Origin of the sequence: Shewanella sp. BJSY2023SW001 (assembly GCF_047314685.1) — a bacterium.
In the GTDB taxonomy this organism is placed as follows: Bacteria; Pseudomonadota; Gammaproteobacteria; order Enterobacterales; family Shewanellaceae; genus Shewanella; species Shewanella indica.
Genome location: NZ_JBKORF010000019.1, coordinates 43159 through 58179 on the forward strand (window position 1 = coordinate 43159; position 15021 = coordinate 58179).

General features: G+C 53.1%; 13 protein-coding genes. 3 read left to right on the forward strand and 10 right to left on the reverse strand.

What is annotated here, in order from left to right; all coding sequences use genetic code 11:
- Positions 1 to 8: 8 nt before the first annotated feature.
- On the forward strand, positions 9 to 857 hold the full coding sequence (locus ACMHXH_RS04315) for a hypothetical protein (RefSeq protein WP_039032854.1): 849 nt from the start codon (positions 9 to 11) through the stop codon (positions 855 to 857).
- Positions 858 to 863: 6 nt separating this feature from the next.
- Here the strand turns inward: ACMHXH_RS04315 and ACMHXH_RS04320 are convergent, their stop codons facing one another.
- The 10 genes from ACMHXH_RS04320 to putP all read right to left on the reverse strand — a co-directional run bounded on the left by ACMHXH_RS04320 (position 864) and on the right by putP (position 14041).
- Positions 864 to 1325: a hypothetical protein gene (locus tag ACMHXH_RS04320; protein ID WP_143078358.1), complete on the reverse strand. Its 462-nt coding sequence runs from the start codon at positions 1323 to 1325 to the stop codon at positions 864 to 866.
- A gap of 132 nt (positions 1326 to 1457) precedes the next feature.
- Positions 1458 to 1808 carry a VF530 family protein gene (locus ACMHXH_RS04325; RefSeq protein ID WP_319619413.1) on the reverse strand — a complete coding sequence of 117 codons (351 nt, stop codon included), beginning with the start codon at positions 1806 to 1808 and terminating at the stop codon, positions 1458 to 1460.
- Between the two features lie 175 nt (positions 1809 to 1983).
- On the reverse strand, positions 1984 to 4353 hold the full coding sequence (locus ACMHXH_RS04330; RefSeq protein ID WP_335911975.1) for a S8 family serine peptidase: 2370 nt from the start codon (positions 4351 to 4353) through the stop codon (positions 1984 to 1986).
- 544 nt (positions 4354 to 4897) lie between these two features.
- Positions 4898 to 5287 carry a rhodanese-like domain-containing protein gene (locus ACMHXH_RS04335; protein ID WP_039032858.1) on the reverse strand — a complete coding sequence of 130 codons (390 nt, stop codon included), beginning with the start codon at positions 5285 to 5287 and terminating at the stop codon, positions 4898 to 4900.
- Between the two features lie 3 nt (positions 5288 to 5290).
- On the reverse strand, positions 5291 to 5506 hold the full coding sequence (locus ACMHXH_RS04340; RefSeq protein ID WP_039032859.1) for a DUF2892 domain-containing protein: 216 nt from the start codon (positions 5504 to 5506) through the stop codon (positions 5291 to 5293).
- Between the two features lies 1 nt (position 5507).
- On the reverse strand, positions 5508 to 8753 hold the full coding sequence (locus ACMHXH_RS04345; RefSeq protein WP_335911976.1) for an efflux RND transporter permease subunit: 3246 nt from the start codon (positions 8751 to 8753) through the stop codon (positions 5508 to 5510).
- A 9-nt stretch (positions 8754 to 8762) separates the two neighbouring features.
- A complete protein-coding gene (locus tag ACMHXH_RS04350) occupies positions 8763 to 9788 on the reverse strand; it encodes an efflux RND transporter periplasmic adaptor subunit (protein WP_162206241.1) in 1026 nt (341 codons plus the stop codon).
- Between the two features lie 225 nt (positions 9789 to 10013).
- Positions 10014 to 10730: an SIMPL domain-containing protein gene (locus ACMHXH_RS04355; RefSeq protein ID WP_162206240.1), complete on the reverse strand. Its 717-nt coding sequence runs from the start codon at positions 10728 to 10730 to the stop codon at positions 10014 to 10016.
- A gap of 220 nt (positions 10731 to 10950) precedes the next feature.
- The gene (locus ACMHXH_RS04360; RefSeq protein ID WP_039032863.1) at positions 10951 to 12237 is read right to left on the reverse strand and encodes an OmpP1/FadL family transporter; all 1287 of its coding nucleotides are present in this window, start codon (positions 12235 to 12237) and stop codon (positions 10951 to 10953) included.
- Positions 12238 to 12589: 352 nt separating this feature from the next.
- Positions 12590 to 14041, reverse strand: coding sequence for a sodium/proline symporter PutP (putP, locus tag ACMHXH_RS04365; protein ID WP_071475906.1), 1452 nt, complete (start codon positions 14039 to 14041; stop codon positions 12590 to 12592).
- A 166-nt stretch (positions 14042 to 14207) separates the two neighbouring features.
- Here putP and ACMHXH_RS04370 point away from each other — a divergent pair, with 166 nt between their 5' ends.
- Together ACMHXH_RS04370 and ACMHXH_RS04375 are read left to right on the forward strand one after the other, a co-directional pair.
- Entirely contained in the window at positions 14208 to 14405 is a 198-nt protein-coding gene (locus tag ACMHXH_RS04370) for a hypothetical protein (protein WP_144360788.1), read from the forward strand.
- Between the two features lie 16 nt (positions 14406 to 14421).
- Positions 14422 to 15015 (forward strand): hypothetical protein, encoded by a 594-nt coding sequence (locus tag ACMHXH_RS04375; RefSeq protein ID WP_335911980.1) that lies wholly within the window; start codon positions 14422 to 14424, stop codon positions 15013 to 15015.
- Positions 15016 to 15021 lie beyond the last annotated feature (6 nt).

Genomic DNA, 15021 nt, shown 5'->3' on the forward strand with positions numbered 1-15021 from the left:
CGGCAAAGATGAAGTCACCGGGGAAAGCATCAACCCAAGTTGGTTTATTGAGTGTGTCTTCCCTGGGGCTTTTGCTGCTTGCAGCGCCAATCTATGCTCAAGAGTCTCCCGGCCACGCTCGGCCACCGGACAACTCCCATTATGCCTTTGGCAGCTATCTTGGCAGTGGGGTCTATCGCGCATCCGAGCAGGATGCCACAGTCATCAGCTTACCGCTGGACTTTACGTTGGAGCAGAGTGAGGACTCGGAGTTCTTATTGCGCCTGCCTATCTCTGTAGGCTTTTTCAACTACAGCCTTGAAGATGCCGGTGAATTTGAACTGCCATCCAGTGTTGGTACCTTGACCGTGACCCCCGGCTTTGAAAAGCGTTGGCGTCTGGATGAAAACTGGCGCATGGAGGCCTATGGCGATCTCGGTTTTGGCAGTAATTTCGACCAAGGCGGTAATGTCGCCATCATGGCTGCCGGCATCAGTGGCTTACGTCATTTTGAACTGTGGCAGGCAGATTCTTTGTGGGTGACCCGGTTGAAATTTGCCGCCTACAGTGAACGGGCGTTCAGCATTAGCCAGAGCTTTTCCGTATTGCAAACCGGGGTAGATATCGGCTTGCCTTATCACTGGTCCTGGCAGGGGTTACAGATGCAGCCCAGGGTGTTCGCTTTGGGTTATTGGTATTTTGACCAGTTACAGTTTGCCGGCGACCTCAATCAGGACACCTTGGTGTCCGGCAGTATTGAGCTGGGCGCCACCCTGGCCCTTGCCAAGCCCGTACTTGGCATAGACAGATTGGGGCTCAGTTACCGCAGTGGTGATGGGCTGGAGATCTGGCGCCTGCTGTTCAGCATGCCTATCTGAGCGGCATCAGCCCTCAGTGGCAGCATTCTTGTCCTGGTGGGTTTTCTCTTTGATTAAGGCGACCAGTTGACCACTGACGGCGGCTATCTGATCCTGCAGCAGTTTACGCTTTATCTCGGCGGCCTCTGAGTCATCACCATTCAACTGCTGCAACTCCTGCTGCAACTCTTTGAGCTTGTTCTGCAGTTCCTTAATCTTCTTGTCAATTTCAGACATACCCGAGGTATCTTCCTCGGCGGCTTCCTGCGCTTCTGAGGTTTGCGCCGAATTATTTCTGTGCAACTGACCGCCCACATCATCCGCCAGTGCTTTGTGACCGGCAGAAGAGATATTCACTTTATCTTGGCTGTCGGGACTTGTGGCAGCGCTTTCCTTAGCTGTGTCCTTGGCGACCACAGTGACTTCACTCAGGCTTCGGGGACCTGTTCCTTGAGTGGCGAGTTGACCTAAGCCTGCAATGTTCATCATTAACCTCCCTGGCGGCATCTATTCGTGCTGATAGTCGATAACTGCTTATCGGCTGCATTGAGAGAGACTTTAGCAATTTTGAGGCAAAATTGTTTAAAAATATAGCGGGTTGCGTGCTGTATCTGGGCCTGGTTAGTCGGTTTTTTTGCCCCAGATATGGGCATTGGTCTGAGGTTTGTCGGCACAGATTTGTTTGGCCGGCTTTTCCCGTGTTGCCGGGGTTGAACTGTCCAGCAGGTGAGGCGGAATGGGCAAGCCCTTGCTGGTCAGATAGAGGCGTTCCAGTTTTTCCCTGGCCCATTGGGTCTTTCGCAAAAAAGTCAGGCTCGATTTAATGCTGGGATCATGGCTGAAGCAGCGCACTTTTATCCTTTGTGCCAGGCCATCAAAACCGTACTGCTCCACCATTTCTGTGAGTATCGCCTTGAGGGTCAAGCCGTGCAGGGGATCTTTGTTGGTTTGAGGGGAGTTGGGAGCTGTCATCAATGGGCCTTGGTAGCTGGTGTTATAAAAGCGGCGCCAGTATAACCGAGAAGCTTTTCAAATGCCTTGCAAAAAGGTTGAAAAAGTTGCGTCAAACTGTCCGGCAGCTCTTCAGCCAAGGGGAAACCATAGAGAGAGAGGAAAAAGGGGCCGTAGCGACCCCTTGAAAGAGAGATTACTTAAAGTGTAGTGACCAGCTGTCGATGTAGCCTAGGTCACGGCGACCCGAGTCGACGGCCTTGAGCAACCAGGTACCACTGGACTCGACACCTGTCATATCGACCGAATAGCTCTGGTTGATATTGTCTGTGTCTTTGCCTGTGTTGTCGTGCAGCACGGCAATCCGGCCATTGGGGCTGTGCAGTTCAATCTGCAGATCACCAATGTAAGGATGCACTATGCTGACATCCACAGTGACTACGCCCGAATCACCGCTGCGGCTGACACTGATGGGGCTGGTAATGCCAGTGCTGTTGTTGTCGGGAATATCGATATTGTCACCATTGGTGTAACTCGCTGCGCCACCTGGATTTGTGCTGCTTGAGCCTGTGTAGCTAGTCACCAGGCTGGCACCGCCGAAGCTGCTGTAACCGCGAACCATCACATAGTAAGTACCGGCTTGAGGACTGTTGACCGAACAGCTTTCAGTGTTGCCGCTTTTCCAGGGGCGACAATCGAAGCTGCTGGTGGTTGGAGCCGCGCCGTACTGCATGTAAAGGTCGGCATCACCAGTGCCGCCACTCAGGTTGAAGCTGAGATTGGAGGCGCCGGCAGGCACATCGAGGAAGAAGTGCAGTTCATCGTCTTTGGCACCGCTTAGGTTATTGACTGCCACACCGTTTTCCAACTGACCATCGCTTGGTGTGCCGGGATCGCTCGGGCCATTACAGGAGGCATCCAGGTATTCCTTGGCGGCCACGGCATTGACCAGACCATAGCCGGTGCGATCGTCACGGCCGGGCACATCCAGATCTTCGGCGGTAGCTTTCAGTGCCTGACGCACCTGGGCGGCGCTACACTCAGTGTGATAGCTCCATACCAGAGTCGCGACGCCGGATACGTGTGGCGTCGCCATGGAAGTACCGTTGTAGTACTCATAATCTTCGCCAATGGTGTTGGATACGCTGGCCTGCTGACCGATTTGGTTACGCAGCGCCAGACCGGTTTCACGGTCTACCGACACAGATGCCTTGGTCAATTCAGTGTTTGAGTCCACCAAGAAGGGGTTTTGCAGTCCGGGCAGAGTGCTGTTGGAGTAGACAATAGTCGCTGCCGCACCGGCGTTGTTACAGGCGCGAACCGCATTGATCTCGGGATAACCGGCACCTTGGTTTTCCAGACGCTGCACCAAACAGACTTTGCCCGTCATGTTGCCGCAGTTGTAGTTGCTGCCGCTGGTGTCACACTCGGCCAGTTCGCCGCCGGCACTGGCGCTGATGGGCGAGGGCACATAGTTGCTGCCCGATGGTACAAGGCGGTTGTGAGGCACCACGCCTTCGGCAAACAGCGACTGACCGGCAATGACAATATCAGCCAGACGTCCTTCGCCGCGAGTCACGGTTGAGAGGATAGCTTCACCCGGGCCGGAGATTTCGACCTGATTGGTATACTGTGAAAAGGCCGAATGGTCTTTGTTGCTGTCGACCGAGGCCACAGACATTACCGCATCATAGGAAGCCGGGTAGCTGTGGGTATTGTTGCCGGCATTACCGGCTGCAGCAATCAAGAGCACGCCGTTGTTAAAGTGGTTGGTCATGGCATTGCGCTCAGTGGTGCTGGATCTTGGGCCACCCAGGCTCATGGTGACCACATTGGCGCCATTGTCGACACAGGTATCCACGGCAGATACCAATGAAGAGGAGTAACCCCAACCTGACTCGTTGAATACCTTGATCACATGGATATTGGCGTTCTGATTCGGCATCACCCCAACCACGCCTTCATTATTGGCGATGGCGGCTATGGTGCCGGCAACGTGGGTTCCGTGGGCATTGTTATTGCCCGGCTCGAACCAGTTTCCGGTGCCCGAGTTGTTGGTACCTGTGACATTGTTGCCACTGAGATCCTGGTGGGCACGATCATAGCCGGAGTCTATGATACATATGGTGCGATTACCGCTGAGATTATCGGCCAACTGAGTCGAGCCGACATAGGTTTGCCCCCAGGGCGTGGTTTCACTCAACAAGCGGCGGGGCATATCTTCTTCGACATACTCCACATCGGTGCGGGCACGTAGCGCCTTGAGTCCGGGGTTATCCAACTTGACGCTGTAGCTGTGGCTGCGACCAATGCGCTTCATTTCGCGCGCCTTAACGCCGTTAAGCGCTCTGTGCTGGCCGAATACCTGATTCAGTTCGCTTTGACCATTCAGGGTTTGCAGGCCGTTGTTGTCCTTGAACTTAACGATATAGCGTTTGGGCAGGGGCGACTGCTGTGACAGATCATTGGCTTGAGGCTGGAAAGGTGCACCATGAACACCGGCAGAAACTGCCAGGGCCAGCATGGACAGACTCAGGACCAGCTGTTTATTTGTTATTTTTTTCATACTTGTCTTCCGTGTAACAGATCTTGGTTTATTGTCCTCGGGCACTTCAGCGTTCACTTAAATGACCCTTTTGCAATCTACCGTCACGAAAAAACCATGTAAAACAAATGTTAGCGGTATGGTGTTCTGATTTCGTTTTGCTGTATTTCATTTTTTGTGAATAAAAATTCAATCAAGCGTTTAGTGTTACCAAATGTATCATTGTCGGGTGCATGAAATTTTGCCGGTTTTGAATAAGCCTGGATGCGAGGTTGGATAGGGTTGTAAGCTGTGAGGTATGTGTAGTTTATTGATTTGTATGTTTAATTGTGCCAGATATTCCAATTTATCATAATAAATTACTTTTAAGAATAATGGTTGCGAAAAGGATACTTTAGTATGAGGTAAAGGCGGTTTTTTGACTGGAGGTGCATTTTTTGACGCTTGTCCGTTATCTTTGGTTTCTGGCTTTTGTTAATTTTTTGTGTTGACTGTTTTGTAAAAAGGCCCACTTGAGTGGGCCTGGTTGCATGAGTGGCGCAGTAGTTAATGGCTATCTGGTCAGCTAGTTGCCGGCGCTGGCCTTGAGGCTATCATAGCCGCCACCATTGTAGACTTCCTGATAACCGGCTTTTTCCAGTGATTCTTTGGCAATGCCTGAGCGGCGACCGCTACGGCAGTAGACAACCACAGGGGTGTCTTTGGCAATGCCCTGTTTGGCAAAAGCTTCGGCTATCTGCTCAAAGGGGATATTAACCGCCTCTGGCAGATGTCCCTCTGCATATTCCTCCGGGGTTCTGACATCCACCAGCATGGCGCCTTGGGCGACCTTGGTCAGCGCCACCTCGGGAACCATCTGCTCAGCGCGAACACTGAGGCTCAGCAGTACAGCAAACAGCAGAGTTGTCAGCCACAGGAAATGGCGTTGGGTACGGGTTATTATCTTCACTTGCATTCCTTAATCAGTGGCCTTGGCCTGTTCAGCCTCTGTTTTCATACCGAATTTACGCATCAGCATGCTGGCAGGACAAAAGCCGGTAAAAGCACTTTGGAATAGGTTAGCGCCAACAAACAGAGTTAGCCATACAAAATTGTGATGGACAGTGGCGGTTAACAGTAATGACAACATCACCATAAATCCGGCAAAGGCCATAGTGGCACGTTCTACAGACATTTTAAGCTCCTTTGGCCACCTGGGCCTGGTTGATCACTGAGTCGATGCGCTTGCGCATCAGGGCATAGTAAAGTACCGGGATCACCACCAATGTCAGCAGGGTGGAGATCAGGATCCCGAAGATAAGACTGATGGCCAGACCGTTGAAGATAGGGTCATCCAGAATAAACATGGCGCCTATCATGGCCGCCAGGGCGGTGAGCATAATAGGTTTGGCCCGCACGGCGCCCGAGTGAATGACCGCCTGTTCAAATGGCACTCCGGCAGCGGTTTCCTGGTTGATAAAGTCCACCAGGAGTATGGAGTTACGCACTATGATCCCCGCCAGCGCTATCATGCCTATCATGGAGGTGGCGGTGAACTGGGCGCCGAACAAGGCGTGTCCCGGCATGACCCCGATAATGGTCAAGGGGATAGGCGCCATAATGATCAGCGGTACCAGATAGGAACGGAAGTGGGCCACTACCAGGAGATAGATGGCAATCATACCGACCCCATAGGCCAGGCCCATATCACGGAAGGTTTCATAGGTGATCTTCCACTCGCCATCCCAGAGTACGCTGATGGCATCCAGACCATCGGGTTGGCTGAAATAATGCTGGTTGAAGCCAAGGCCACCTTCTGAGTCGATATCTGCCGCCATTTCAAACATGCCGTACAGCGGGCTGTCGAGCGGCCCGGCCATGTCGGCAATCACCATGATCATCGGGATCATGTTTTTGTGAATGATGGGCGCGTCTATCTGCCCCTTGCGGATTGTCACCAATTCGGCCACGGGCACAGTGCCGCCATGGAGGCTGTCGAGGCGCAGGTTGAGTACTGAAGTCAAATCCAGTTTGTTGGCCTCCGGCAGTTCCAGGCGAATGGGCACCGGGCGTTTCTGCATCGGTTTATGCAGCACATTGATATCCTTGCCGCCGACAGCGGTGGCCACCAGATCCACTATGTTGGCGTAGGGTACGCCCAGCAGACTGGCCTTGCTGCGGTCGATAAGTACCTGCCATTTCTGCTGTGCCGCAGGCAGGAAGATATCGATATCCACCACATCCTCGGTCGTCTGGAACAGGGACTGCAGCTCGCTGGCCGCCTGCTGGCGAATATCCTGGCTGGGGCCATAGACCTCGGCCACAATCGGCGACCACACAGGTGGGCCGGGGGGCACTTCCACCACTTTGACATTGGCGTTGAAGCCCCGGGCGATTTGCTGCAGCGGGCCGCGTACTGCCAGGGCTATGCTGTGGCTGTCTCTGTCCCTGTGCTGTTTGTCACTGAGATTGACCTGAATATCGCCAAGCTCCTGACTGTTGCGGACAAAGTAATGCCTGACCAGGCCGTTGAAGTTGATCGGGGCATGGGTGCCGGCATAGAGCTGCAGATGCTGCACTTCGGGTACAGTCACCAGATAATCGGACAAGGCCTTGAGGACTTTTTCCGTCTGCTCTACCGGCGTGCCTTCCGGCATATCCACCATCACCTGGAATTCGCTCTTGTTGTCGAAGGGCAACATCTTGAGCACCACCAACTGGCCAACGGGCAGGGCAACGGCCATGCCTATCAGCACAAACACGCCGGCCGCCATGCCTACTCGGGCCTTGCGGCTCTCGAGGAATGGCTTGATAAGCCGGGTAAACAGCTTGAGCATTACAGGGCTGGCGTTGTCGCTATGCCCCTCGCCACCCTTGTGTCTGAGCAGTTTGTGACTGAGCCAGGGAGTGACCACAAAGGCCACCGCCAGGGAGATCAACATGCCCATGCTGGCGTTGATGGGAATAGGGCTCATATAGGGGCCCATCAGCCCCGAGACAAAGGCCATCGGCAGCAATGCCGCAATAACGGTAAAGGTCGCCAGAATGGTGGGGCCACCCACTTCATCCACGGCGGCGGGAATGAGTTCACTCAGGCTGCGTTTGCCCATGGCCATATGGCGGTGGATGTTTTCCACCACGACTATGGCATCGTCCACCAAAATACCTATGGAGAAGATCAGTGCAAACAGGGATACCCGGTTGAGGGTAAAGCCCCAGGCCCAGGAGGCGAAAAGGGTAATCGCCAGGGTAATGACAATCGCCACACCCACCACCAGTGCCTCGCGCATTCCCATGGTGAACACCACCAGGATAACCACAGCGGCGGTTGCAAAGATCAACTTGAAGATCAGAGTGTTGGACTTGTCAGCCGCCGTCACGCCATAGTTGCGCGACACGGTGACATTGACATTGTCCGGAATAAGCAGGTTACGGCTCTTTTCCACCTTGGCAAGGATTGCATCGGCGACATCCACGGCGTTTTCACCCGGTTGTTTGCCTATGGCTATGGTCACTGCCGGAAAGACGCCTTTAGCTTCTGCTTCGGCGCTGTGACCGTTCTGATGCCAGGCGCCATAGAGGGGCACGTCGGCCTTGAGGCTGATATCGGCAATATCACTGAGGAAGACAGGGGCGGCCTTGCCTTGGCTGTCATTGTGCACCGCGACCACCAGTTGCTGCACATCCTCCAGCGAACGCAGGAACTGGCCGGTCTGCACCTTGATCTCCTGGTTATCCTGCACCAGAGACACGGGCATGGAGACCGCATTGTTGGCGCCGAGCGCCCGGTTGATGGCATCGAAGCTGACACCATAAAAACTCATTTTGGCCGGATTGATGCGCACATTGAGCACCAACTCATGGGACCCCATGGACTCGACATCTCGGGTGCCGGGAATGCGTTTGAGTTCGGTTTCGAGCCCATGGGCCACATGAGTCAGTTGCTGAGCCGAGACACCGGGATCCTCTGACCAGAGAGTCAGGCTGACAATGGGCACATCGTCTATGCCCATGGGTTTTATCAAGGGATCGCCCACACCCGCGGCTCTGGGCAGCTTGTCCAGGTTGGAATAGATTTGATTGTAGAGTTTGACTATCGCCTCGTTGCGGGGCACACCCACCTCAAAGATGACGATGATCATCGCGCCATCGGGCTGCGAGAAGGAGTAGAGGGTATCTATGCCTTTTATCTGCGAGATCACTTCTTCTGCCGGCAGGGTCACCAGCTGCTCGACTTCGGTCGGTGTGGCGCCGGGGAAGGGGATAAACACATCGGCAAAGGTCACATCTATCTGAGGCTCTTCCTCCTTGGGAGTGACCATAATGGCAAACATCCCCAGCAACAAGCCCAGCAGGGCCAGGAGCGGCGTAATGGCACTGAGCTGGAAACTGGCGGCAATGCGGCCGGAGATGCCGGTGTTATTTTCGCTGTGATTAGCCATGAGTTCCCCTTACTTGGCCTGGCGCTGCTCGAGCAGCAACTGATAGGCGTTGGCGGCGACTATGTCTCCGGCTTCGAGTCCTGCCAGTATGGTCACGCCATCGTCACGCACATCTCCCAGACGTACCTGTTGCAGGACAAAGTTATCGCCGCGCTTGAGGTAGACGGCCGACAGCTCATTGACGCTGTAAAGCGCTTCTTTGGGCAGCACTATCTCCTGGCGTTTGTCTATGGCAAAGCGCACCTTAACGAAACTGCCGGGTAGCAGATCGCCTGTGTTGGCCGGCAGTGGCAGTCTCACCTGAAAGGCGCGGCTCTGCTCATCACTGAAACCAAAGACCTTGGGGGTGGTAACGTCAAAACTGCGGCCATCGGCTAGGATAACCGTCATCTTGTCTGTGGCTTTAGCGGCCTGAAGAAAACGCTGCGGCAGCTGCATCACCACCCGCATCTCATCGTCGGCAAAACCGGACAGGAGCGGCTGACCGGGAGCGACTGTCTCTCCCTCTTCCACATGCCTGGCCGTGACTATGCCAGCATATGGTGCGCTGACGACTGTGTATTTCAGTGATTCTTTTGCCTGAATGATCCTCGCCTTGGCCGCGCTGGCCGCTTGGGAGGCTGACTTGGCATTGGCTATGGCCTGATCCATTTGGCCGCGGGAAATCGCGCCCTTGGGAAACAGTTCCTGATAGCGCTTTAGCGTCAGCTGCGCTTCGGTATCCAAGGCTCTGGCTTTGGCGTATTCCGCCTCGGCCGCCGCCAGGGACGCGCCTTGTTCTTCACTGGTGATCTCAAGCAGCGCCGCCCCGGCGGGGACTCGGTCGTTGACATCAAAGTAAAGCTTTAGGATCCGTCCCGAGGTTTGGGCCGACACGGTTGCGGCCTTGACCGCCTCGAGCCTGCCGTCCAGAGTCAGCAACTGGGTGTGCTCTGTCTGGCGGACAGTCACTGTGGCCGGCTCGGCTGCCTTAACGGGTTGAATGAGCAGCAGCGCGGGCAGTAACAGGGTCAATATTGGCGTTATTCTGGGCATGGAACTGTTCTCAAAAAAGCATCTATGAGAAAATTCTAATGAATAAGGTGGTCGCCTGCAACTATTATTAGAAAAATATGATTAAATAAGGCGTGGCTTGAGTAACTGACTAGACCTTGAATACCCAGGCCAGAATATACACAGCCAGAATACAGATACGAAAACAGGCGGCCTTGGCCACCTGTTTATATTGAAAAATCCGTTTCAGGTTTGCGCTTCAAAAGTTCAGTCGTTGAGATAGTAGGTGAGGGTAGAGACGATTCGCACCTTCTTGATGTAAGGCGTATTACTGTCGCGATCGGAAATGGTGAAGGTGCCCTGGCTGGCTTGTTTGATCTTCCCAAGTACCGAGTCTGAATCTTTGGCAAACTTCTCGGCCACTTCACGGGCATTTTGGGTAGCTTCCTGCACCATGGACGGCTTGATGCTGTTGAGTTCGGTAAACAGGAATTCGGTGCGACTGTCATAGTCCTGACTGGCGATTGCAATGCCTTCTTTGGCCAGGGCCAGCAGCTTGTTACGGCTCTCAAGCAGCAGATCCACCTGGTGAGTATAAAGCGACACTGTCACCCGGGCTGCGTAGCGATACTTAACATTGGGATCGACATAACCCTGGGCTTGCCTGTCTTCTATGGAAGGCAGAGAGACAGAGATTTCATCCTTGTTGAAACCTTGCTGTTCAAGAAAAGCTACCACTTTGTCTGTCTTTTGCTGCACTGTCTGATACAAGGTGTTGAGATCGTTATCCACCTCATTGAAGCGAATCGGCCAGATGGCTATGTTGGCCTTGACCTCACGCTCAGCCAGACCTTTGACCGCCACGGTTCGCTCCATACCTTTCATTGCCAGCAGGCTATTTCCAATACTGGTGCCAAGCAGCAGTAAACCGGCACACATAAATCCCCCAAGCAACAGGGCCGCCAGAGAATAATTCTTACTCATTTCGAAATCCTTTTGTGACATAGGAAAGGTACGAAGTACGCCTTATATCCGGCCTTGTAAGTCAGCCGATGCAGCGCAGTTTACACCTTCCATAAGATAACCAAGTCTTGGCGAGAATGCATCTGTGAGCTTGAATGCTGCCTGAACAACTTGTTGTTAATCAACAAAAAAGCCGCCCTGGAGGGCGGCCTTGTCAGCTTAAATTCATTGGAGCTTTGGCTCAGAATTGATAGCTGTACTGCACTGAGTAGTACATGGCTTCTGATTTGGTAATGGCGTTAACCGGGCCAACTACTGCACTGTTTTCTACCAACTCAACCTCTTCACCTTTAACAAAGGCCATGCCGAAGTCGATGGTTTGATGCTGGTTGATGTGGTAGCTCAGGCCTGCAGTGAACCATTGACGGTCAGAGTCTGGAATGGAGATAGAGCTGATTTCATCGACAACACCATTGTCGAACATGTAACCGGCACGCACGGTGAACTGCTCATTGATGTCGTAAGTTCCGCCTACACTCATCAGCCAGGAGTTTTTCCACTGATACTGCTTCAGAGGAGCATTGACATTATTGGCAATCACAGTACCTGTACCATAAATGCTGCTGACACCATCTTTGGCAGTAATTTGATCAAAGTTACCCCAGCGGGTGTATTGAGCCGTGTAATGAACCGCAAAGTTTTCGGTTAACTGGTGGAAACCGGCCAACTGGAATATGTCAGCCAAAGGCACTTCCAGCTCATCAAACAGGGTTGAAGCAAAACTGTTTGTTTGGCCTGGTAAAGGTGTCAGTGTCGCAATATGACCACTCACATCGACATTGGGGCTGTAACGGTAGCTCAGGCCAAAACGGTTGTTCTCATTTAGCTCAAGTGTGGCACCAACAATACCGCCAATGCCCCAACCATCGGCATCCACATCGACCAAAGGCATTTGATTGTAATAGCGATCAAGGTTGCCTTCGCCATAAACCAAATCCAGTCCGACGCCCAAACTCAACATATCATTGATGCGGTAGGAAACACTGGTGTTGAAGTTGATGGTGGTTACTTCGGTATTACCTATCAGATCATAAGGAGCCGCAACTGTTTTGCTATTGACCAATGATGCGCTGTCTGTGCCGGTACCGAAGTTGGAAAAGGCCGCAAAACCGACAGCCCATTTATCGTTCAAAGGCTGGATGTAATAGATGTTGGGGATCCATTTGACGCTGCCTGCATCATCAATACCACCCAGATCCACCTGGCCGCCCATGAAGTTAACGTCTTTGATATCTACCTGGACGTCAACAGTGGTGACACCAACCGAAATAGCGGCTTTGTCAAACAGTGCCATGGCGGCTGGGTTACGGGATAACACGGATGCGTTGTCTGCAATCACGGCGTCACCGGCAAAGGCACGGCCGATACCTGTGGCTGATTGGCTGTTGAGCTGGAAACCGGCTGCCAGGGTCTGGCCACTGATCAGCGCGACAGAAACTGCGATAAGAGTCTTGTTGAAATACTTCATTATTATCTTCTCTTTTATGTTTGCAGGTTGGCTGTCAGTCTTTAATACCCCACAGGCACCCGCTTATTAGTCCAGTGCATCTTATGGATGCTCCAGTGTGTCAACAACTCCGACCAGATGTGAAAAATTGTAATATTTTGGTTAATTTCTGCAAATGTGCTGCGAACGTGTCACGAACTGAAAAGTAGGTAGTTGACAGGAAAAGCAGTGATAACTGTGTTTTCAGCGATTGAAAACAACCATTGACAGTGTTGCCAAGCTGTAAAAGTTAGAGACACAATAAATTACAAACTGCGAACGCGTTTGGCGTACAAGTGTACGCCAAACTATGGCGGCGGCATAAGTATCGTGGTTAGAGGCTCTGTTTGAAGCGACTGAATTGTGTCTGTGTAGCCTCGGATGGCGGCGACAAACGGCTAACTACAATCCCGGCCAGAGTTGCCAGAATGAATCCAGGCAATATTTCATAGAGGGCGAAGATACCGCTTTCCAATTGTTTCCAGATGATTACTGTCAAGCCGCCAACTAGGATGGTGGCAATGGCGCCGTTGCGGCTGTAGCCACGCCAAAACAGTGCCAGGATGACCACAGGGCCAAAGGCGGCACCGAAACCGGCCCAGGCATAGCTCACCAGGCCCAGTACACTGGCTTCCCGATCCAGGGCAACAACCACTGAGATAATGGCAATGGCCAACACGCCGATACGACCGACCAACATCAGCTCCTTGCTTGAAGCCTCGGGCCTGAGCCACTTGCGGTAGAAATCTTCGGTGATCACGCTGGAACATACCAGCAGTTGCGAGTCTATGGTGCTCATGATGGCCGACAAGATAGCGGCGATAAGCAGGCCTCCAATCCAGGGGTTAAAGGCGACCTGAGTCAGATGGATAAATACAGTTTCCGGATTCTTGAGCGGCTCATCGGCAAAGTAGAGCGCGCCGGCAATGCCGGTCGCCAGGGCGCCGATCAGGGAGACAAACATCCAGCTCATGGCGATGCGGCGTGAAACCGGCAGATCCTTAACACTGTTAATCGCCATAAAGCGTGACAGAATATGGGGCTGACCAAAGTAACCCAGCCCCCAGGCCAGAGCCGACAGCAGACCTATCAGGGTCAGCTTATCGCTCCATAACGACAGCATGGCTGGGTCCAGGGTATCCAGGCTTTGGTGGCTCTCTGGTTGGGTAAACATGCTGACCGGGACTATCAACAGGGCGATTAACATCAAGCAGCCCTGGAAGAAGTCTGTCCAACTGACTGCAAAAAAACCGCCGACAAAGGTATAGGCCACTATCACAGCGGAACCTATCAGCAGCGCCGTCAGGTACTCGAAGCCAAAGACATTGCTGAACAGCACAGCGCCGCCCACCATGCCGGAGGAGGCGTAAAAGGTGAAAAACAGTAATATGGTGACGGCAGATACCAGTTTCAGGAGGCCGCCCTCGTCGTTGAAACGCTTCTCAAAAAAGTCTGGCAGCGTGAGAGCATTGTCGGCCATCTGGGTATAGATCCGCAGGCGTTTGGCCACCAAGAGCCAGTTAAGCCAGGCGCCCAGTAACAGGCCTATTCCCATCCAGGCTTCGCCCAGACCGCCGAGATAGACGGCGCCGGGCAAACCCAGCAGTAGCCAACCGGACATGTCGGAGGCGCCGACACTGAGAGCGGTCACCGCCGGGCCCATCTTGCGACCGCCGAGAATATAGTCATCGACCGAATCGGTCGCCTTGTAGGCCCAAAGACCTATCCCCATCATCAGAGCCAAATAGCCCAGAAAAGTTATCATTACCGGGGTTTCAATATGCATGCTGGTTTACACTTTTGTGTTGTTGTTTGGCGCGGATACTAGCAAAAGTTTGCCAAAGCGCCCATTGTTGACGGACTATGTGAAGCAGATCTGACCAGTCCTGGAAAAGATGTTCCGAAAAGTTTGCAGTAGTGAGTGTTAATTTACTCAAAAAAGGTGGGCTTAATTGGCTGAATCTTCACTAGAATTTAAACTTGCGGCTCATATTGACTTGTTTAAGGGCAAAGAGGGACTCTTGGAGCGCGGATACCGGCGTCAGGCTTTTTATATTGCAATTGTTGTATCTGCAATTTGTGCTTTGGGAACCATGCTCTGCCGCCCCGGTACGGATCTGACAGAGATGCAAACCTTCGGCGAAGGATAATATAAGGAGTATGCCTATGGCGCTGCCTCTCCTATGGCTCGGTTCTGCAGCCCTCGGCACCATTTGGCTTGCCGATGAAGGACTGAAGCGTAAGAAGATCGCCCAGAATCGATTACTCAAGGATCTGCCGGTACAGCGCGTCAAGGGTCAGGCGCGGTTGACACCCAGTGAATGGTTTCACAGCCAGAGTGTCAAACGAGTGCAGCCCGGGATGCTGGTGTGCTGCCACGTATTCGGGGTCATTGAACACACAGGTATTTGGCTCGGCGACGGTATGTTGGCCGAGCTCCACGGCAGTGGCCTTGTACGGCCTGTGTCGGTGAAGCGTTTTCTGGCAGGTCGCAGCGGCAGCAAGGTGTTTGTCGCCTGCGATCATCAAAGAATGCCTTTGGTCAGTGAACAAGCACTGGCCCGCGCCGGCGAGAGCCTGTTTCAATATCGGGATTATGACCTGTTTGATAATAACTGCCACAGGTACGTGTGGCACTGTATCAGCGGCAAGCCGCAAAGGGTGAGTAGTTTTTCGCGACTCAATCAACTGTTGGAAGACTTCTTTGGTCAGGGCATCTATTGGGATCAACTGCCGCTGGAACCCTTTGGGGACGAGTGAAGATGA